The following is a 19,026-nucleotide window of genomic DNA, read 5'->3' on the forward strand; positions in this document are numbered from 1 at the left end:
GCGGTGGATCTGGCCCTGCAGGGCGGCGGCGCGCACGGCGCCTTCACCTGGGGCGTGCTGGACCGCCTGCTCGAAGTACCGTGGCTGCGCATCGACGGCATCTCGGGCACATCGGCGGGCGCCATGAACGCGGCCGTGCTCGTCCACGGCCATGCGCGCGGCGGCGCCGAAGGCGCGCGCCAGGCGCTCGACGACTTCTGGCACCGCGTGGCCGACGCCGCGCGCTTCAGTCCCTTCCGGCGCAGCCCGCTCGATGTGATCCTCGGCCGCTGGACGCTCGACAACTCGCCGCTGTTCGTCGCGGCCGACCTCGCCGCGCGCATCTGGTCGCCCTACGACCTCAACAAGGCCGGCAGCAATCCGCTGGCCGAAATCCTGCGCGATACGATCGATTTCGACACGCTCGCGAACGCACCCGTTCGCCTGTTCGTCACGGCCACCAATGTCGAAACCGGGCGCGGACGCATATTTCGCAATGCGGAGATCACGGCCAGCGTGCTGCTCGCCTCGGCCTGCCTGCCCACGGTCTTTCAGGCCGTGGAGATCGACGGCGTTCCGTACTGGGATGGCGGTTACGCGGGCAATCCGACCATCACGCCCCTCGTGCGCGAATGCCAGTCGCGCGACACCATTCTCGTCCAGATCAATCCGGTGGCACGCCCCGGCGTGCCGCGCAGCGCGCGCGATATCCTGAGCCGCGTCAACGAGATCTCGTTCAATGCCACGCTGCTCAAGGAGCTGCGCATGATCGCGGTGTTGCGCCGCGTGGCCAGCGCCGGCGACTGCGAAGGCGCGCAATGGGCCGGCATGCGCATCCATCGCATCGCGAGCGACCGCATGGCCGAGTTCGGCTCGTCGTCGAAGATGAATGCCGAATGGTCGTTCCTGTGCATGCTGCGCGATGAAGGTCGGCAGGCCGCGGACGGCTTCCTTGCCGCGCATGCCGATGCGCTCGGCCGGCGCTCCACGTTCGACCTCGACGAACTGCTCGAGGAGGTCTGACCGATGGGCCTGCTCGGCATCGTCATTGCCCTCGCGGCAATGATCTGGCTGGCGTTCCGCGGCTGGAGCATTTTGCTGATCGCGCCGGCCGCCGCACTGCTGGCGGCCGCCACGGCGGGCGCCCCGCTGCTCGCGCACTGGACGCAGACGTTCATGGGCACGGCGGCCGGCTTCGTCGCGCAGTTCTTTCCGCTGTTCCTGCTCGGCGCGCTGTTCGGCAAGCTCATGGACGACAGCGGCTCCGTCACCGCCATCGCGGACTGGATGACGCGCACGCTCGGCCCGCGCCGCGCGATGCTGGCCGTGGTGCTGGCCGGCGCGCTGCTCACGTATGGCGGCGTGAGCCTGTTCGTCGCCTTCTTCGTGCTCGCGCCCATGGCGCATGCGCTGTTCCGCGCGGCCGATATCCCGCCGCGACTGATGCCGCCCGCGATCGTGCTGGGCACATCCACGTTCACGATGTCGGCGCTGCCCGGCACCCCGGCCATCCAGAATGCGATCCCGATGCCGTTCTTCGGCACCACGCCGTTCGCGGCGCCCGGCCTCGGCATCGCGGCCAGCGCGATCATGCTCGCGTTCGGTCTCTGGTGGCTCGGCCACGCCGAACGCAAGGCACGCCGCGCGGGAGACGGCTACGGCCCGGACATGCCGGCCAACCCCGACGAGGTGGCCGAGCGCCCGCTGATCCGCGAACGCGCGAGCACCGCGCACGAGTTCGACCCGGCCGAAGCCCTGCACGGCCTGCGCAGCGCGCAGGGCCCCGGCGCGGCGGTCGCGCTGCTGCCGCTGGCCGTCGTGATCGGTGTCAACCTCCTGATGACGCTGGTCGTGCTGCCCCGCTGGCCCGCCGACTACCTGCAGCTGCCGCAGTGGGGCGAGACGAGCCTGCAGGCACTGGGCGGCGTATGGTCGGTCATCGTGGCGCTGGTCGCGGCCATCGTCTGCCTGGTGCTGCTGAACCTGCGGCGGCTGCCCGCGCTGCGCGACACGATGGGAGCCGGCGTGCACGCGGCCGCGCTGCCCGTGCTCAGCGTGGCGAGCCTCGTCGGCTTTGGCGCCGTGGTGGCGGCGCTGCCGGGCTTTGCCGTGGTGCGCGACTGGGTGCTCGGCATCGGGGGCGGGCCTCTCGTCTCGCTGGCCGTGGCCACCAACGTGCTGTCGGCCCTGACGGGTTCCGCGTCCGGTGGCCTGACCATCGCGCTCGAGGCGCTGGGCGGGACCTACCTCGCGCGGGCGGCGGAGATCGGCCTCGATCCGGCCATCCTGCACCGCGTGGCGGTGATGAGCGCGGGCACGCTCGACACGCTGCCGCATAACGGCGCGGTGGTCACGCTGCTCGCGGTCTGCGGCGCCACGCATCGCCAGAGTTATGGCGGCATCGTCATGGTCGGCATCGTCGGCCCGATGCTTGCCCTGGCCGCGGTGATCGTGCTCGGAGGATGGCTGGGGTCGTTCTAGGGTCAGGTGCCCGGGATAGTCCAGCCAAGCCCGCGCACATTGCGTACGAGCGTGCTGCCGAACTTGCGGCGAATGCCGTAGATGATCGCATCCACCGCATTGCTTTCGACTTCCTCGCCCCAGCCATAGAGCCGTTCTTCCAGCTGCGCGCGCGAGAGTATCGCGCCGGGACGCTCGAGCAGCGCCAGCACCAGCGCATACTCGCGCGCGCTCAGCGCTTCGGCACGCCCATCGTAGTTGAGCTGCCGCAGGTTGAGGTCGAGCGTGGCCTTGCCGTGCACGAGCGTGGACGATGCCGAGCCCGACTTCCGGCGAATGACGGCGCGAATACGCGCAAGAAGTTCGCGCGCCTCGAACGGCTTGATCACGTAGTCGTCGGCACCGAAGTCGAGGCCATCGATCCGCGTGTCCACATCGTCGCGCGCGGTGATGATGAGCAACGGCGTTTCATCGTGCTTCGTGCGCAGCCATTTGAGAATCTCGAGGCCGTCGATATCGGGCAGGCCGAGGTCGAGCAGGATCGCCGAATAGGACCCGTCATCGATCGCCGAGCGCGCGAGGTCGCCCGTGCGTGCCCAATCGACGCTGCATTGCGCGTCCTTGAGCGCGCGCACCAGGCTCTGGCCGATCTGCGGATCGTCCTCGATCAACAGGATTCTCATATCGCCTGCCCTCGCTCTTGCCCTTGCTCTTGCCCTCGCGCTTGCCCTTGCGCCTGCCCTTGCAACGGCAGCACGATGCGCGCCACAAGTCCATGCCCGCCGTCGGCCCGGCCCGAAAGCGTCACGCTGCCGCCCAGGTTATCGACCACGGTCTGGACGATCGCCAGTCCCAGTCCGCTGCCCTCCTCGTCCGTGGCGCCGCCGCGATAGAAGCGGTCGAACACGCGCGCGCGTTCGGATTCGGGAATGCCGGGTCCGTCGTCCGCCACCTCGATCTCGGCGTGACCGTCGAGGCGACGCACGCTCACGTCCACGCGGCACCCCGCGCCGCCGTAGCGAATGGCGTTGTCGATCAGGTTCTTCACGAGCATGCGCAAGTCGGTTTCCTGCGCGCGCACGACCGCGTCGTCCATCTGCTCCGCGCCAAGGTCCACGCCGCGATCGAGCGCAAGCGGCAACAGGTCGGTCACCACGTCCGTCACCACCTGCGTCAGCGGCACCTCGGCCGGGGAGGCGCGCGCGCCGATCTCCGCGCGGGCCAGACCGAGCAGCTGCGTGACCAGCGTCGACGTGCGGCGGATGCCGCGCTGCAGTTCCTCGATGCGGTCTTCCATCGCCTCCGGCGGCGCATGCCGCAGATTGTCGACCTGCAGCTGCAATGCGGTGATGGGCGAGCGCAGTTCGTGCGCGGCGTCGGCAATGAACGTGCGCTCCGCGTCGATCAGGGACGACAGGCGCTGCATCATGCGGTTGATCGAATCGAGGAACGGCCGCAGTTCCTCGGGCGCGGCCTGCGTTTCCACGGGCTGCAGATGATTGAGATCGACCTTGGCCACGCGCTCGCCGATCTCGCCGAGCGGCCGCAGCGACATGCGCACGCTTGCCCGCACCACCCAGACGAGCAGCGGCAACAGCAGCACCACGGGAATCGCGGCCCACATCGCCACACGCGCGGCATTGTCGTTGCGCACCGCGCGCTGCTCGGCCATCTGGACCCAGGCCGTGCCGGCCTGCATCGCGAAGACATCCCACATGCGCCCGTTGGCGCCGCGCGCCTCCGAAAAGCCCGGCGGCACGCGCGGCACCAGCACGGTCGGATCGCTCGTATGGCCCGGCAATGCGCCATCGCCGGGGCGCCAGGTCTGGATCACGATATGCGGCGTCGGATGGCCGGCCGGCGCGGGCACGGGCATGGCGGCCGGCGACGGCTGCATCGTCGAACCCGCATGCGCGAGGTCCGCGTTGAACTGGCTGGCAAGCTGACGCACGACGACCCACGCGCCGAACGCCCCGAGCAATCCGATCACCAGCGCGAGGCTCCCGAGGGATAGGCTCAGGCGGCGATGCAGGGAACGGACGGCGGTCTGGCTTGGCATGCGGGCTCCGGCAGGGCTGAGCGGCTCGCGGGTTTCGGCGCGCGCTTCGGCGCGCGTTTCGGCGCTCGTTTCGGCTCTTGATTCGGCTCTTGATTCGGCTCTCATTTTCGGCTCATTTTCGCCTGCCACACTGTATTCAGCCATAGGTTTCGCCGCTGGCGCCGGGCCTCCCCGGCCGGCAGCTTCACCCCCAGTGGCACGGGCAGTTCCCCGCTGCCCTTTTTTTTATCTGGTGGGCGCGAGGGTGTCCCCGAGCTCGCCGAGGATCGTGGGAATCAGTTCCGACACAGTGGGATGAATCGCCATGGTCCGCGCCAGCAGCGTGTACGGCTTGTCCGCGGCCATCATCGACAGGATCGAATGCACGGCCTCGTCGCCGCCGACGCCAAGGATCGCCGCGCCGAGAATGCGATCGGTGTCGGCATCGACGACCACACGCATGGACCCCTGGCTCTCGCCCTTTTCCACCGTGCGCATCACGCGCGTCATCTGCCGCTTGCCGACGCGCACGCGATGCCCGGCCTGCCGGGCCTGCGCCTCCGTCATGCCCACGCGGCCCAGCGGCGGGTCGATGAACAGGCCATACACGGGGATGCGATCGGCCACCGAGCGATGCTCGCCGTCCAGCAGATTGGCCGCGACAATCTCGAAGTCGTTGTAGGCCGTATGGGTGAATGCCCCCCGGCCATTGCAGTCGCCGAGCGCCCAGATGCCGTCCACGCTGGTGCGCAACCCGTCATCGACCACGATATAGCCATGCGCGTCGGTCCTGACGCCGGCCTTGTCCAGGCCCAGGTCGTCCGTATTGGGCTGGCGCCCGACCGCCACGAGCACATGGCTGCCGACCACCGCGGGCTCGCCGGACTCGCAGTCGACGCCGACCTCCACCCCTTCGGCATGCGCGCTGACCGTGATGCAGTTCGCATCGGTCCGGATCCGGATGCCTTCGGCCTCCAGAATGCCGCGTATCTGCGCCGACACCTCCTCGTCCTCGCGCGCGACAAGCCGCGCGCCGCGCTCGACCACCGTCACCTCGGCGCCGAAGCGCCGGAATACGTGCGCGAACTCGAGCCCGATATAGCTGCCGCCAATCACCACGAGGTGCTTCGGCACGGTCTCCAGCGCGAGGGCCTCCACATTGGTCAGATGCGGGACCGCGGGCAGGCCCTTGATCGCGTCGGGCACGAGCGCGCGTCCGCCGACGTTGATAAAGATCTTGTCGGCGGTCAGCAACCGGTCGCCGACGCGCACGGTCCGGGGGTCCTCGAAGCGCGCGTGGCCGCGAATCAGCTTCGCGCGCGGCATGCCCTCGATCCAGCGCGTAACGCCATTGCGGCTCTTGAGGACGATGCCCTGCGTGCGCGCATGCACGGCCGCCATGTCCACGCGCACCGTGCCGTCCAGCATCACGCCGTACTCGGCCGCCCGCGCGGCCATGCGCGCCGCGTAGGCGCTGGCGACCATCGCCTTGGTCGGCGTGCAGCCCACGTTGACGCACGTCCCGCCCACGTCGCCGCGCTCGATCACGGCAACCGCCATCCCGGCGGCCGAAAGCCGGTTGGCCAGCGCGGGCGCCGCCTGACCGGTACCGATGAGGATGGCGTCGAAACGTTCTGGTGCGGTCATCACAGCTCCCTTTGGCTCGTTCGGTGCGAAAGATTATAGGTAGCGCCGGCAACTTTCATCGCCCCGCATGTGCGTCGTTCTTCCTTTTGCACGGTTCCCGGGGCGCCGGCCTCCTCATCTGCACGATTTTTCAACCACTGCTAGTATCCACAGACTTTCATTGTGAAACTATCGAGTTCATGACAACCCTGTTCGACCCCATCCAGATCGGCGACCTGCAACTGTCCAACCGTATCGTCATGGCACCGCTGACGCGCCTGCGCGCGGCCAGTCCCGTCCACGTGCCCAACGCGCTGATGGCCGAGTACTACACGCAGCGCGCCTCGGCCGGCCTCATCGTGTCCGAAGGCGTACCCGTCATGCCCGATGGCGTGGGCTACCCGAACGTGCCGGGCCTGTGGTCGCAGGAGCAGGTTGCAGGATGGCAGATCGTGACGCGCGCCGTGCACGAAGCCGGCGGCCGTATCGTCGCCCAGCTGTGGCACGTGGGCCGCATCACCCACCCCGATCTGCTCGACGGCCGCCAGCCCGTGGGCCCGAGCGCCATCGCGGCCAAGGGCAATGTGAGCCTGCTGCGCCCGCAGCGCGAGTACGTGGTACCGCGGGAGATGTCGGTGGAAGACATCAAGGAAGTCGTGGCCGGCTTTGCGCGCGGCGCGGCCAATGCCAAGGCGGCCGGCTTCGATGGCGTGACCATCCATGCCGCCAATGGCTATCTGCTCGACCAGTTCCTGCAGGATGGCTCCAACCAGCGTACCGATGCCTATGGCGGCGCGATCGAGAATCGCGCGCGGCTGCTGCTGGAGGTGGCGGACGCCGTCACGGCGGTGTGGGGTCCGGGCCGCGTCGGCGTGCACCTTGCCCCGCGATCGCCGAGCCATTCGATGGCCGATTCGAACCCGTCCGAAACGTTCGGCTATGTCGCGCGCGAGCTCGGCAAGCGCAAGGTCGGCTTCCTGTTCGTGCGCGAGACGCGGGGCGACGGCGCGCTGCTGGCCCAGCTGAAGCGTGAGTTCGGCGGTGCCGTCATCGCCTACGACGGATTCGACCTGGACGCGGCGCAGGCCGTGCTGGCCGAAGGTACCGCCGATGCGGTGTCGTTCGGGCGCGCGTTTATCGCCAACCCCGACCTCGTCGAACGGCTGCGCCAGCGCGCGCCGCTCAACGAGGTGAACGCGGCCACGATCTACGACCTCGAGCACGCGAGCGGCACCGGCTATACCGACTACCCGCTGCTCGCGGCCTCGTAAGCCGCTTCCCGGAAGCGCCGCCCTGTCAGTCCTGCTGGCCGGCGCGGCGCGCGGAGACCTTGCCTAGCGCGGCGAGGTCGAGATTGCCCTCGCCGTGCGCGAGGTTGTCCAGCAGGTTGTCGCGCAGCACGCTCGCAAACGGCATCGGCACCTCGCCGGTGCCCGCCGCCTCCAGCGCGAGCCGCACGTCCTTGTAGCCGAGCGAGAGCTTGAAGCCGGGCGGATCGAACTGCCCGTTCGCCATCGCCATGCCATAGCCGCGGTACGCGGGCACCGCGAACACGGTGGACGTGACCATGTCGAGAAAATCGACATTCGAGACGTCCTGGCTGCGGGCGAGCGCCGCGGCCTCGCCCATCGATTCGATCGCGCTGGCAAGCATGAAGTTGGTCGCCAGCTTCACGATCGTGCCCTGTTCGGGCCGCGCGCCAAAGCGCCATGTCTTCTGGCCGAGCACGTCGAACAGCGGCTGCAGTCGGTCGAGCAGCGCGTCTTCCCCACCCGCCAGGATATTGAGCTTGCCGTCGCGCGCCACGTTGACACGCCCCAGCACCGGTGCCGCCACGTAGCCGACCCCATGCGCGGCGTGAAAATCGGCCATCTCCCGCGTGAACGCCACCGAGACCGTGGCCATGTTGGCGTGGATCGCTCCCGGCGCCAGCGCGCCGAGCACGGCGTCGTCGATCACCGCGCGCGTGGCATTGTCGTCGGCCAGCATCGTGATCAGCACCTCGGCGCCGCGCGCCGCGTCCGCGGCGCTGGCCGCCGCATGGCCACCGGCCGCCGCCAGCGCGGCAACGGGGTCCGGCGAACGGTTCCAGCCCCGCACGCGGTGTCCCGCCTTGACGAGGTTCGCGGCCATGGCCGCACCCATGGTGCCGAGGCCGATAAATGCGACTTCCATGATGATCAGACCTTGTGGATGGGAATCACCGTGCGGCCGCCGTTTTCGCGCAGCAGCGCACGCAGTTCACGGATGACCGGGAAGACCTCGTGGTTCCAGTCGGCGCCCTGCTTGTCGTGCGCGAGCTGTTCGAGTTCGACGATATCGCGGTCTTCCTGGAAGATACGTTCGGTAAACCAGACAAGCAGCGGCCACGCCAGATCCATCACGAACGGTACCTTTGGCCGGCGGATCGACAGCACGCCGAACGTGCGATTGGTCCGCTGCGCGGCGTCCAGCGGCACGTAGGCGATCCACAGGTCCATCACGAGCGTGCCGCTCGCGGTGCGAATCTGCAGCGTCTGATAGGGATAGCCCGTGCGGACGGTCATCACGTCCTTGCCGCCCGTACCGCTCTCGTTCTTCTTGCCGCCACCGAAGACCAGCGACTCGCCGAGCGGCTGCTTGCCGGCCTCCCGGTAGAACGTGTAGTCGACCTCGACGAACCCCTCGCCGCGGCGGCGCCCCAGCGAGCGCGCGCGCATGTTGCCCATCTGCCGGCGATGCAGGAACTGATGGTTCATGTCCATCAGGTTCTCGTGCATGAACGAGTAGTGGCACTTGACCTCGCGGCCGAAGCGGCGCGTCTTGTACTCGCGGTTCGTCACCGAAGCCAGCTCGGGGACCGGCCGGCTGTCGGCCAGCGCCGGATCGCCCGTGAACACGAAGATCAGGCCGGCCTGCTCGCGGCACGGATAGGCGCGGACGCCGTTGGGCAGGCGCTCCTTGCCGAGGTAAGGCACGTCGATGCACTTGCCGCTGCAATCGTAGCTCCAGCCGTGGTAGCAGCAGCGCAGCGTCTCGCCGTCCACGACGCCCGCGTGCAGCGGCACCTGGCGGTGCGCGCAGCGGTCCTCGAGCGCGAACAGCTTGCCCGTCTCGGTACGCACCAGCACGATCGGATCGCCGGCGAAATGGACGCCGTGCGCGCGCCCCTTGCGGACTTCGCGCGACCAGGCGAGCGGATACCAGTAATCGGGATGAATCGGCACGCGGCGCAGATCGCGCTCGGACGGTTCTACCGGTGTCTCGACCGATTTGTCGAGGGGTGTATCGTTCGTACGGCTGTCTAGCAAAGACTCTGCATACATGCGGGACGTCTCCTTGCGTCGCTAAAAGACTCGGCCGTGTTTTGCGGCGATGATTGTTCGAAGGTATTGTTGCCCGGACTGCGGACCGCCAGCACTGGAGTCTACGCGAACGGAATGCCAATCGGGGAAAACGGATGTGCAAATGCAGCAAGGTCCGCGCCAGCGGCTGCCCCAAAAAAGCGCGGGGGTGCCGGGAACACGAGTATCCTTGCGGAATGTTCGCATCCGCGCCCCATCATGTCCCGCTCCGCCCCGCCCCTTGACCGGCACGCGTCCGCCGTCGGCGCCGGCGAGGCCGCGACCGTGACCGCGACGCCCGTGCAACCGGCCGGCGACGAGCGCTTCCGCACGCTTGTGGAAACGATCACCGACTACGCGATCTTCACGCTCGACGCCACGGGCCACGTCACGAGCTGGAACGCCGGCGCCGCGCGCATCAAGGGCTATGCGGCGCACGAGATCATCGGCAGCCATTTCTCGCGGTTCTACACCGAGGAGGCCAAGGCCCGCGACTGGCCCGGCGCGGAGTTGCTGGCCGCCGCCGAACACGGCCGTTTCGAGGATGAAGGCTGGCGCGTGCGCAAGGACGGCACCCAGTTCTGGGCCAACGTCATCATCACCGCGCTGCGCGACCCGTCCGGCCGGCTGACCGGCTTCGGCAAGGTCACGCGCGACATGACCGAGCGGCGCAACGCCGCCGAGGCGCTGCGCCGGAGCGAAGAGACATTCCGCATGCTGGTCGAGAGCGTCAAGGACTACGCGATCTTCATGCTCGACCCACAGGGCTACATCATGAGCTGGAACTCGGGTGCGTCCTATATCAAGGGTTACCGGCGCGACGAGATCATCGGCGAGCATTTCTCGCGCTTCTATCCGGCAGACGATGTGCGCATGGGCAAGCCGGACCTCGAACTCGAGATCGCGCGGCACGAGGGGCGCGTCGAGGACGAAGGCTGGCGCGTGCGCAAGGACGGCACGCTGTTCTGGGCCGACGTCACGATTACCGCAATCTACGACGAAAGCGAGACGCTGCGCGGTTTTGCCAAGGTCACGCGCGACATGAGCGAGCGCAAGCGGCTCGAGGAACTCGAACGTTCGGGCCGGCGCATGAACGAGTTCCTGGCCACGCTCTCGCACGAACTGCGCAATCCGCTCGCGCCGGTACGCAACGCGCTGACCGTCATGCGGCTGCGCCCGGGCGACCTTGCCGCGACCGAAAAAGGCCTGGGCCTGATCGACCGGCAGGTCACGCATCTGACGCGGCTCGTGGACGATCTGCTCGACGTCGGCCGTATCGCGTCCGGGAAGATCGAACTGCGGCGGGAGCCCATCGATGCGTGCGACGTCGTGGTGCTCGGCATCGAGGCCGCACAACCCGCGCTCGATGCCAAGGGGCAGACCGTCAGCATCAACGCCGACGCGGGCGCGCTCCCGCTGTTCGTCGACAAGACCCGGCTGGTCCAGGTCATCCAGAACCTGCTGCTCAATGCGGCCAAATTTTCTCCACCCGGTTCGCCGGTTGCCATATCGATTCACGCCCAGGGACGCACGCTCGTGATCCAGATCATTGACCAGGGCCGCGGCATTTCGCGCGACGCGCTCGACGACATCTTCAACCTGTTCGTGCAGGAGGACCGGCCCGGGAGCAATGCGCAGGGCGGCCTCGGCATCGGCCTTTCGCTCTGCCGTTCGCTCATCGAGATGCACGGCGGCTCGATAACGGCCATGAGCGAAGGGGCGGGGCTTGGCAGCACCTTCACCATCCGGCTGCCAATGGCGAGTTCGGCCGCGGCGTCCGATCGCGCCGATGACGACCGGACGGCCGGCACGCGTCCGCTCCGCGTGGTGCTCGTCGATGACAACCGCGACGCGGCCGACAGCATGGCGATGCTGCTCGAAATGTCCGGGCACGAAGTGGCCGTGGCTTACGACGGCATGGAAGCCGTGCACGCGGCCGCGCGCGTTCGCCCCGACGTGGCGCTGATCGACCTTGCCATGCCCGGCATGGACGGTTTCGCCGTGATCCATGCACTGCGCGGAATGCCGGCGCTGTCCGGCACGCGCTATGTGGCGCTGACCGGATTCGGCCAGGCTTCCGACCGGCAGCAGACGCAGGATGCGGGCTTTCATGCGCACCTCGTCAAGCCTGTCGACCTCGACAAGCTGCTGGCGACGCTCGCCGATTTCGGTCCGGCCGCCCAGTAACTTTTACATCGGCCGTGCATCGTCTGCCGGTACGTTTTGCCGGCGCCGGTCAGCGGCACCTATCTGCCATGCACGACGGGCCACACGCGTCCGTCGCCAATCACGTACAGGCGGGTATTGGCTTCGGCCCGTACGGTCGCGTGGCCCGTGAACGCGCCGAACGCCGGCAGAATGCCCCCGCGTGGCCCCAGTACGAAGCACGGCAGCCGCACCGCGTCGGCGCCGCGTCCGCGCAGGTGAAACGCCGGATGCAGGTGGCCCGCCAGCACGTATCCGCTGTCCGACGTGTCCGACGTGTCCGGCGTATGACATAGCGCGAACGGCCCCGCCCCATACGGTTCGGTCCTGACATCGATCTGGAGTTCGGGCGGCGGATCGCCCGCATGCAGATCGTGATTGCCCCGGACGAGCGTGAGCCGCAGGTCCGCCGGTAACGCGTCGCGCCAATCGTGCAGCGCGACGAGCACGGCCGCGGTCCGCGCCGCCCGCGCGTGCAGGAAATCGCCCAGGAACACGAGTTCGCGCGCGCGATGGCGCATGGCGAGCGTGCGCAGCCGCGCGAGGTTGCTGGCCGTCGTGCCGGCCGGCACCGGTTGCCCGAGCGCGCGGAACGATGCGGCCTTGCCGATATGGACATCGGCCACGAGCAGCATCGCACGCGCGGGCCACCATACCGCGTGCTCCGGCAGCAGCCATAGCGTCTCGCCCGCGACGTCCGCGGCCACGGCGCCCAACGCGGCGAGATCGGTGAGATCGGCGTCGCTCATAGGGGTGGCAATGGTCTGGAAGGTTTGCGCGCGCGTCTGGGCTTGCGCGGTGTGCCGCTGGCGGCGTGGTCGGACATGCCGAAGCGGGCGACCGTCGCGACCTCCGCCGCGTCTTCCGCCACGTTCCCGGCTGTGTCCCGCGCGGTGTCCCCGACAGCGGGCCCTGCCGCGCGCTCGAGGTCCGCAAGCATCCGCGCGATCCGATCGGCCAGCTTCTCGGTACTGAGCTTCTCGCGCAGAAATTCCACCACGAGCGGGAACGCGAACGGCGACGGCCGCCGCAGCACGCGCAGATCCAGCGGCAGCGCGGCCAGCCGCGCGAGCGTCGCGCCGAGCCGGTGCGCGTCCAGTTCCTGCATCAGGACCTCGCGCTCCGCCTGCCCGAGCAGCAGGTTGTCGGGATCGTGCTTGCGGAACACCTCGTAGAACAGGCTCGACGATGCCTGCAGCTGCCGCGCGCTGCGCGCCTCGCCCGGATAGCCCTGAAAGATCAGCCCCGCGACGCGCGCAATCTCGCGAAAGCGCCGCAGCGAGAGTTCGCCCGCATTGAGGCTGCCGAGCACATCGCGCGCGAGATCGCGCCCGCCGTCAGGGCGCGCCTCCTCCGCCAGCACTTCCGGCAGCCATCGCGCCCAGTCGATCTCCGACGGTGTCAGCAACTCCAGTCCGTAGTCGTTGACCGCCACCGAGAACGTGGCCGGCACCTTTTGCCCCAGCCGCCACGCCAGCAGGCTGCCGAGCCCCAGATGCACGGACCGGCCCGCAAACGGATAGAGGAACAGATGCCATCCCTCGCGCGAATGGAGGCTCTCCGCCAGCAGCGTATGCCGCGTGGGCAATGCGGACCAGCGCGTCTGCAGCTCGACGATCGGCTCGATCAGCGGCAGCTCGGGCGTCTCGCGCGGATCGAGGCGCTTTTGCGCGACCGCCTCGAGCATATCGAGCATGGTCTCGGCGAGCTCGGTGGAGAGCGGCATGCGTCCGCCGTTCCAGCGCGGCACCACGGGCTTGCGGCCGCTGGCGCGGCGCACGTAGGCCGTCATCTCCTGCACGCGCACGAGCTCGAGCAGGCGTCCGCCGAACAGGAAGCAGTCGCCCGGCGCCAGCCGTGCGATAAAGCCCTCCTCCACGCTGCCGAGCGACGCGCCGCCCGATGCCGCGCGGGACCAGTAGCGGACCTGCATCGTCGCGTCGCTCACGATCGTGCCGACGCTCATACGATGCCGCCGCGCGAGCCGCGCGTCGGGCACGCGCCAGATGCCGTCGTCGCCGGGCTGCGCGCGGCGGTAATCGGGATAGGCGGACAGCGTCCTGCCGCCCTGCCGGACGAAGTCCAGGCACCACTGCCATGCCTCGTCGGACAGATCGCGATAGGCCCAGGTCGTACGCACCTCGCGCAGCAGGTCGTCGGCACGGAAACCGCCGCCGAGCGCCACCGTCACCAGATGCTGGACCAGCACGTCGAGCGGCTGGTCGGGCGACTCGCGCGCCTCGATGCGCCCCGCCGCCACGGCATGCCGCGCGGCCAGCGCCTCGACGAGTTCCAGGCTGTGCGTCGGCACCACGGTGGCGCGCGAGGTACGCCCCGGTGCGTGGCCCGAGCGGCCCGCGCGCTGCAGCAGCCGTGCCACCCCTTTGGGCGAGCCCACCTGCAGCACGCGCTCCACGGGCAGGAAATCCACGCCGAGGTCGAGGCTCGACGTGCAGATGACCGCGCGCAACACCCCCTGCTTGAGGCTGACCTCGACCCACTCGCGCGTCGCGCGGTCGAGGGAGCCGTGATGGAGCGCGATCTGCCCCGCCCACTCGGGGCGCGCGTCGAGCACGGCCTGATACCAGAGTTCCGCCTGCGAACGCGTGTTGAGGAATACGAGCGTGGTGCTGCTCTCGTCGAGTTCGCGCACCACATGCGGCAGCATCGACAGCCCCAGATGCCCGGCCCACGGAAACCGCCCCGCATGATCGGGCAGCAGCGTGTCGATGGTCAGCGCCTTGGGGGTATGGCCCTGCACGCGCACGCGCTGCGCCGCGGGCACTCCGGCCAGCAGCACGTCGCTCGCGTGGTCCAGGTTGCCGAGCGTGGCGGAGAGCCCCCAGACGCGCAGCGCGGGTTGCCAGCGGTGGAGGCGCGCGAGCGCGAGCTGCGTCTGGACGCCGCGCTTGTTGCCGATGAGTTCGTGCCACTCGTCGACGACGACCAGTTGCACGCGGCCGAGCGTCTGCTGGGCGTCGGCGCGTGTGAGCATCAGCGACAGGCTCTCGGGCGTGGTGACGAGCGCGCTCGGCAGCCGGCGGGCCTGCGCGGCCCGCTCGCCGCTGCCCGTGTCGCCGGTGCGCAGCGAGACGGTCCATGGGATGCCGAGTTCGGCCAGCGGGGCCTGCAGGGCGCGCGTGGTGTCCGCGGCGAGGGCGCGCATCGGGGTGAGCCATAGCACCGTGAGCGGCGCGGGCTCCTTCCTCTCCGCGGTGTCCGCGAACGCGAGCAGCGCGCCGAGCCATGCTGCATAGGTCTTGCCGGTGCCCGTGGTCGCGTGCAGCAGCCCGCTCTGGCCGGCGCGGATGGCGTTCCAGACGTCGCGCTGGAACGGAAACGGCGCCCACCCGCGCGAGGTGAACCACGCGTCGAGGCGCGATGCGAGCGGCACGGCCAGCTCGACCGCCGGCGTCCCGGCCCGTCCCCGCACCGCGCGCGCGCTCATGCGGGGTCCTCCGGCACGGGCGAGCCGGACGCCGGCGCAGCCGGGGCCGGACCTGCGGGCGCAGCGGGCCCGGTGTCCCCAGCCGGCGGCTCGGCCGATCGCAGCATCCCCTCCAACGTCCCCAACGTATCCGCCTCTGCAATCGGCTTATCCGTTCGCCACCGCAGCATGCGCGGAAACCGCACCGCGATGCCGCTCTTGTGCCGCGTGCTGCGGGCAATCCCCTCGAACCCGAGCTCGAACACCTGCGTCGGTTCCACGCTCCGCACGGGCCCGAATTTCTCGACCGTCGTGCGGCGGATGATCGCATCCACCTTGCGCATCTCCTCGTCCGTCAGCCCCGAATACGCCTTGGCAAACGGCACCAGCGCGCGCTCGGGTGTGTCCGGCGGCGCGTTCCAGACCGCGAACGTGAAGTCCGTGTAGAGGCTCGCACGCCGCCCATGCCCGCGCTGCGCATAGATCAGCACCGCATCGACGGTGTACGGATCGATCTTCCATTTCCACCAGACGCCCACATCGCGCGTCCGGCCGGCGCCATAGGCCGCGTCGGCCGCCTTGAGCATGAACCCCTCCACGCCCATCTCGCGCGACGCCTCGCGCAGCGTCGCGAACGCATCCCAGCTGTCCGCCTCGACGAGCGGGCTCAGTTCGAGCGCCGGATGCACGGTCGCCTCGAGCACGCGCGCCAGCTGCGCGCGCCGCTCCGCCTGCGGCCGTCCGCGCCAGTCCTCCCCCTGCCATTCGAGCAGATCGTAGGCCATCAGAATGGCAGGCGCATCGCGCAGCAGTTTCGCGCCCAGCGTCTTGCGGCCGATTCGCTGCTGCAGCAGCGCAAACGGCTGCACCCGCCGGTCCTTCCAGATCACGATCTCGCCGTCGAGTACCGTGCCATCGGGCAGCAACGCCGCGGCCTCCGCCAGTTCAGGAAAGCGCTCCGTAATCAGTTCCTCGCCGCGCGACCATAACCACGTGTCGCCCTGCCGGCGCACGAGCTGCGCGCGAATGCCATCCCATTTCCACTCGACGAGCCAGCGCGCGGGCTCGCCCAGCACCGTGTCGAACGTATCGAGCGGCGCCTGCAACGGGTGCGCAAGAAAGAACGGATACGGCTGGCCGCCACGCGTCGTGGCATCGTCGTCGGCCGTGGAAATCAGCGCGAGAAACCGGCTCGCATCGGGGCGCGCCGAAAGGTCCGTATAGCCGACCATGCGCTCCGCCACGCGCTTGGGATCGATATCGGCCACCGCGCCAAGCGCGCGCGTCACCAGCAGCCGCGAGACGCCGACGCGGAAGCTGCCGGTAATCAGCTTGAAGAGCACGAGCCGCCCGCGCGCGTCGAGCGGCCGCCACAACGCATCGAGCCGCTGGGCCACTTCCCCGGGCGGCAGCCCGCGCAGCGGCAGCACGCGCTGCTCGACCCACTCGGCAAGACCCGCGTCGTCGGCCTGCTCGGGGTCCGGCAACAGCAGCGCGATGGTCTCGGCCAGATCGCCCACGGCCTGATAGCTTTCCTCGAACAGCCATTCGGGCAGCCCGGCCGCGCGCTGGGCGAGTTCGCGCAGCATCGCCACGGGCACGATCTGGCGCGGCTTGCCGCCGGCCAGGAAGAACACGGCCCAGGCCGCGTCGGCCGGCGGCGCCTGCCGCAGATAAGCAACCAGCGCGGCGAGCTTGGCATTGCTCGACGTCGTGCCATCGAGCGCGGCGTAGAGGTCGGCGAACGCCTTCATGCCGCGGGCGCCTCCGCCGCGACGTCCGCATCGCTGTCTTCTTCATCGCCATAGGCGGTGTCGAATGCCTGCGCGCGCCAGCCCCGCTCCGACAGATAGCGCACCATCACCGGCACGTTGCCGTGCGTGACGATCACGCGTTCCGCGCCCGTGGCCGTGATCGCCGAGATCAGCCCCGGCCAGTCCGCATGATCGGACAGCGCAAAGCCACGATCGACCCCGCGCCGGCGCCGCGTGCCGCGCAATTGCATCCACCCGCTCGCAAACGCATCCGAGGCATCGCCAAAGCGGCGCAGCCACGTGGACCCATGCGCGGACGGCGGCGCCATGACGAGCGCGCGCCGCAGCGCGGGGCTGCGCGGCGCCAGATCCGCGGCCAGCATCACGGGCGGCAACGCCACGCCCGCTTCGCGATACGCCTGATTCAGCGAGGTCAGCGCGCCGTGCGCGACGATCGGCCCCGGCAGCGCGACGTCCGCCCCCGCATGGGTCATCAACCCATGCAGGATGCGCTGCGCCTTGCCGAATGCATACGCGTAGAGGACGCTCGCGCGCCCTGCCTCCGCGTTGACGCGCCACCATTCGAAAATCTCGGCCATCAGCGTGGGCTGCGCCGGCCAACGGTAGATGGGCAGCCCGAACGTGCTCTCGGTAATGAACGTGTCGCAGCGCACGGGCTCGAACGGCGCACAGGTGCCGTCGTCCTCCACCTTGTAGTCGCCCGATGCCACCCACACGCGCCCCCCATGCTCGAGCCGCACCTGCGCGGACCCGAGCACATGCCCCGCGGGATGCAGGCTCAGCGTCACGCCGCGATGGACGATACGCTCGCCATACGGCAGCGTATCGAGCGTGATCCCCGGCAGGCGCGCCAGCAGCACGCCACGCCCGGGTTCGGCGCATAGATAATGGCCATGGCCGAACCGCGCATGGTCGGAATGGGCGTGCGTGATGACGGCGTGCGAGACCGGACGCCAGGGGTCGATATAGAAATCGCCCGGTGGGCAATACAACCCCTCGGGCCGCGCCACCACCAGGTCCGCGGACTGCTCCTTCTGCTGGCTCTCCATGGCCGGGCCCTCCTTGCAGCGTCATTGTCGCGCGGCCTGCCTGGGCACCGTCCAGACGGCGGAGGCTGCTCGTGCTGTCGGCGCATTCCGACAATGTGATCTATAAAATACTTTAGAGAAACTACACACCAGATTTGCTTCCGGCGTCAATCAGCCGGAGGCCGATAGTGTGAACTATCAATCCCACCTAGAATGATTCGGCAATGCCCGTAGTCCCTGTCCGGACGGCTGCAATGCCGCAGTCCGTGCCGGCCCTGCCCGAAACCGATACCCATACTTCCATGCGACAAGAAAACCAGCGCCTCGCCGACCTGCTTCGTGACGATCAGGACGCCATCGTCAAGAGCTGGACCGCCGAATATCAGGCCAACGCGGGCGGCCGCGGCGTCAGCCAGACCCTGTTCGGGGAACAGATGGCCATCCTCAAGGCACTGGAGGCCGGCGTCCGGGCCGACGGCAATGCGGCCGGCTTCGAATCCACCGCATGGGCCCCGTTGCGCGACGTGCTCGCGCAACTCTCGGCCTCGCGCGCCGCGCAAGGCGAAACGGCCGACGTGACCAGCGCGTTCGTGCTGGCGATCAAGCGACCGATCTTCGAGGGCCTGCAGCGCCATCGTAGCGAGCTGGAATCCCAGATCGAGGTACTGTGGGCCGCGTCGGCGATCGTCGATCGCATGGCGCAATGGACCATATCCACATACCAGCGCTCGCGTGAGGAGATCATCTCGCGCCAGCAGCACGAGCTGCTTGAACTCTCCACGCCGGTCATCAAGCTGTGGGATGGCGTGCTCGCGGTACCCGTCATCGGCACGCTCGACAGCAGCCGCGCGCAGATCGTCATGGAGACGCTTCTGGAGCGGCTGGTCGAGTCCGGCTCCGAACTGGCGATCATCGACATCACGGGCGTGCCCACGGTCGATACGCTCGTGGCGCAGCATCTGATGAAGACCGTTACCGCCATCCGCCTGATGGGCGCCGAAAGCATCATCAGCGGCATCCGTCCGCAGATCGCGCAGACCATCGTGCACCTCGGCATCGACCTCCAGGGCATCCAGACCAAGGCCACGCTGGCCGATGCCCTGTCGGAGGCCCTGCGCCGCACGGGCCATACGGTCGCACGCCGCGCCGGTTGAGCGGGAGCCGA

The 19,026-nt window shown here is 69.0% G+C and carries 13 protein-coding genes and 1 pseudogene; 5 read left to right on the plus strand and 9 right to left on the minus strand.

The window, feature by feature from the left end; all coding sequences use genetic code 11:
* The first annotated feature begins 15 nt into the window (after positions 1-15).
* Complete coding sequence (locus AAHB16_RS00545) at positions 16-1,002, plus strand: patatin-like phospholipase family protein (RefSeq protein WP_223851488.1); 987 nt, start codon at positions 16-18, stop codon at positions 1,000-1,002.
* A 3-nt stretch (positions 1,003-1,005) separates the two neighbouring features.
* Entirely contained in the window at positions 1,006-2,460 is a 1,455-nt protein-coding gene (locus AAHB16_RS00550; RefSeq protein WP_342049775.1) for a GntP family permease, read from the plus strand.
* Positions 2,461-2,462: 2 nt separating this feature from the next.
* Here AAHB16_RS00550 and AAHB16_RS00555 read toward each other — a convergent pair whose 3' ends face one another.
* From AAHB16_RS00555 to AAHB16_RS00565, 3 genes are all read right to left on the minus strand, one after another.
* Positions 2,463-3,122 carry a response regulator gene (locus AAHB16_RS00555; protein WP_150371899.1) on the minus strand — a complete coding sequence of 220 codons (660 nt, stop codon included), beginning with the start codon at positions 3,120-3,122 and terminating at the stop codon, positions 2,463-2,465.
* Positions 3,119-4,498 carry a sensor histidine kinase gene (locus AAHB16_RS00560; RefSeq protein WP_342049776.1) on the minus strand — a complete coding sequence of 460 codons (1,380 nt, stop codon included), beginning with the start codon at positions 4,496-4,498 and terminating at the stop codon, positions 3,119-3,121. The genes AAHB16_RS00555 and AAHB16_RS00560 overlap by 4 nt, the downstream gene beginning before the upstream one ends.
* Positions 4,499-4,723: 225 nt before the next feature.
* Positions 4,724-6,124: an FAD-containing oxidoreductase gene (locus tag AAHB16_RS00565; protein ID WP_342049777.1), complete on the minus strand. Its 1,401-nt coding sequence runs from the start codon at positions 6,122-6,124 to the stop codon at positions 4,724-4,726.
* 179 nt (positions 6,125-6,303) lie between these two features.
* On the opposite strand from AAHB16_RS00565, the gene AAHB16_RS00570 reads away from it, so the two are divergent.
* A complete protein-coding gene (locus AAHB16_RS00570) occupies positions 6,304-7,374 on the plus strand; it encodes an alkene reductase (RefSeq protein ID WP_342049778.1) in 1,071 nt (356 codons plus the stop codon).
* Positions 7,375-7,399: 25 nt separating this feature from the next.
* Here AAHB16_RS00570 and AAHB16_RS00575 read toward each other — a convergent pair whose 3' ends face one another.
* Positions 7,400-8,278: an NAD(P)-dependent oxidoreductase gene (locus AAHB16_RS00575; RefSeq protein ID WP_342049779.1), complete on the minus strand. Its 879-nt coding sequence runs from the start codon at positions 8,276-8,278 to the stop codon at positions 7,400-7,402.
* 5 nt (positions 8,279-8,283) lie between these two features.
* Entirely contained in the window at positions 8,284-9,408 is a 1,125-nt protein-coding gene (locus AAHB16_RS00580; protein ID WP_150371904.1) for an aromatic ring-hydroxylating oxygenase subunit alpha, read from the minus strand.
* A 237-nt stretch (positions 9,409-9,645) separates the two neighbouring features.
* Here AAHB16_RS00580 and AAHB16_RS00585 point away from each other — a divergent pair, with 237 nt between their 5' ends.
* Positions 9,646-11,613, plus strand: coding sequence for a PAS domain-containing hybrid sensor histidine kinase/response regulator (locus AAHB16_RS00585; protein ID WP_342049780.1), 1,968 nt, complete (start codon positions 9,646-9,648; stop codon positions 11,611-11,613).
* 59 nt (positions 11,614-11,672) lie between these two features.
* On the opposite strand, the gene pdeM is transcribed toward AAHB16_RS00585, so the two are convergent.
* From pdeM to AAHB16_RS00605, 4 genes and pseudogenes are all read right to left on the minus strand, one after another.
* Positions 11,673-12,380 (minus strand): ligase-associated DNA damage response endonuclease PdeM, encoded by a 708-nt coding sequence (pdeM, locus tag AAHB16_RS00590; protein WP_342049781.1) that lies wholly within the window; start codon positions 12,378-12,380, stop codon positions 11,673-11,675.
* Positions 12,377-15,079: a ligase-associated DNA damage response DEXH box helicase gene (locus AAHB16_RS00595; protein ID WP_342049782.1), complete on the minus strand. Its 2,703-nt coding sequence runs from the start codon at positions 15,077-15,079 to the stop codon at positions 12,377-12,379. Before AAHB16_RS00595 ends, pdeM begins: the two co-directional genes overlap by 4 nt.
* Positions 15,080-15,165: 86 nt before the next feature.
* Positions 15,166-16,812, minus strand: a pseudogene (locus AAHB16_RS00600) (ATP-dependent DNA ligase); the annotation flags it as partial.
* Positions 16,809-17,882, minus strand: coding sequence for a ligase-associated DNA damage response exonuclease (locus AAHB16_RS00605; RefSeq protein ID WP_342049784.1), 1,074 nt, complete (start codon positions 17,880-17,882; stop codon positions 16,809-16,811). The gene AAHB16_RS00605 and the pseudogene AAHB16_RS00600, both read right to left, overlap by 4 nt.
* Before the next feature lie 281 nt (positions 17,883-18,163).
* On the opposite strand from AAHB16_RS00605, the gene AAHB16_RS00610 reads away from it, so the two are divergent.
* Positions 18,164-19,015 (plus strand): STAS domain-containing protein, encoded by an 852-nt coding sequence (locus AAHB16_RS00610; RefSeq protein WP_342049785.1) that lies wholly within the window; start codon positions 18,164-18,166, stop codon positions 19,013-19,015.
* The last annotated feature ends 11 nt before the right edge of the window (positions 19,016-19,026 follow it).

Origin of the sequence: Cupriavidus sp. OTU4054, from assembly GCF_038440175.1 — a bacterium.
GTDB classification, from domain to species: domain Bacteria; phylum Pseudomonadota; class Gammaproteobacteria; order Burkholderiales; family Burkholderiaceae; genus Cupriavidus; species Cupriavidus pauculus_D.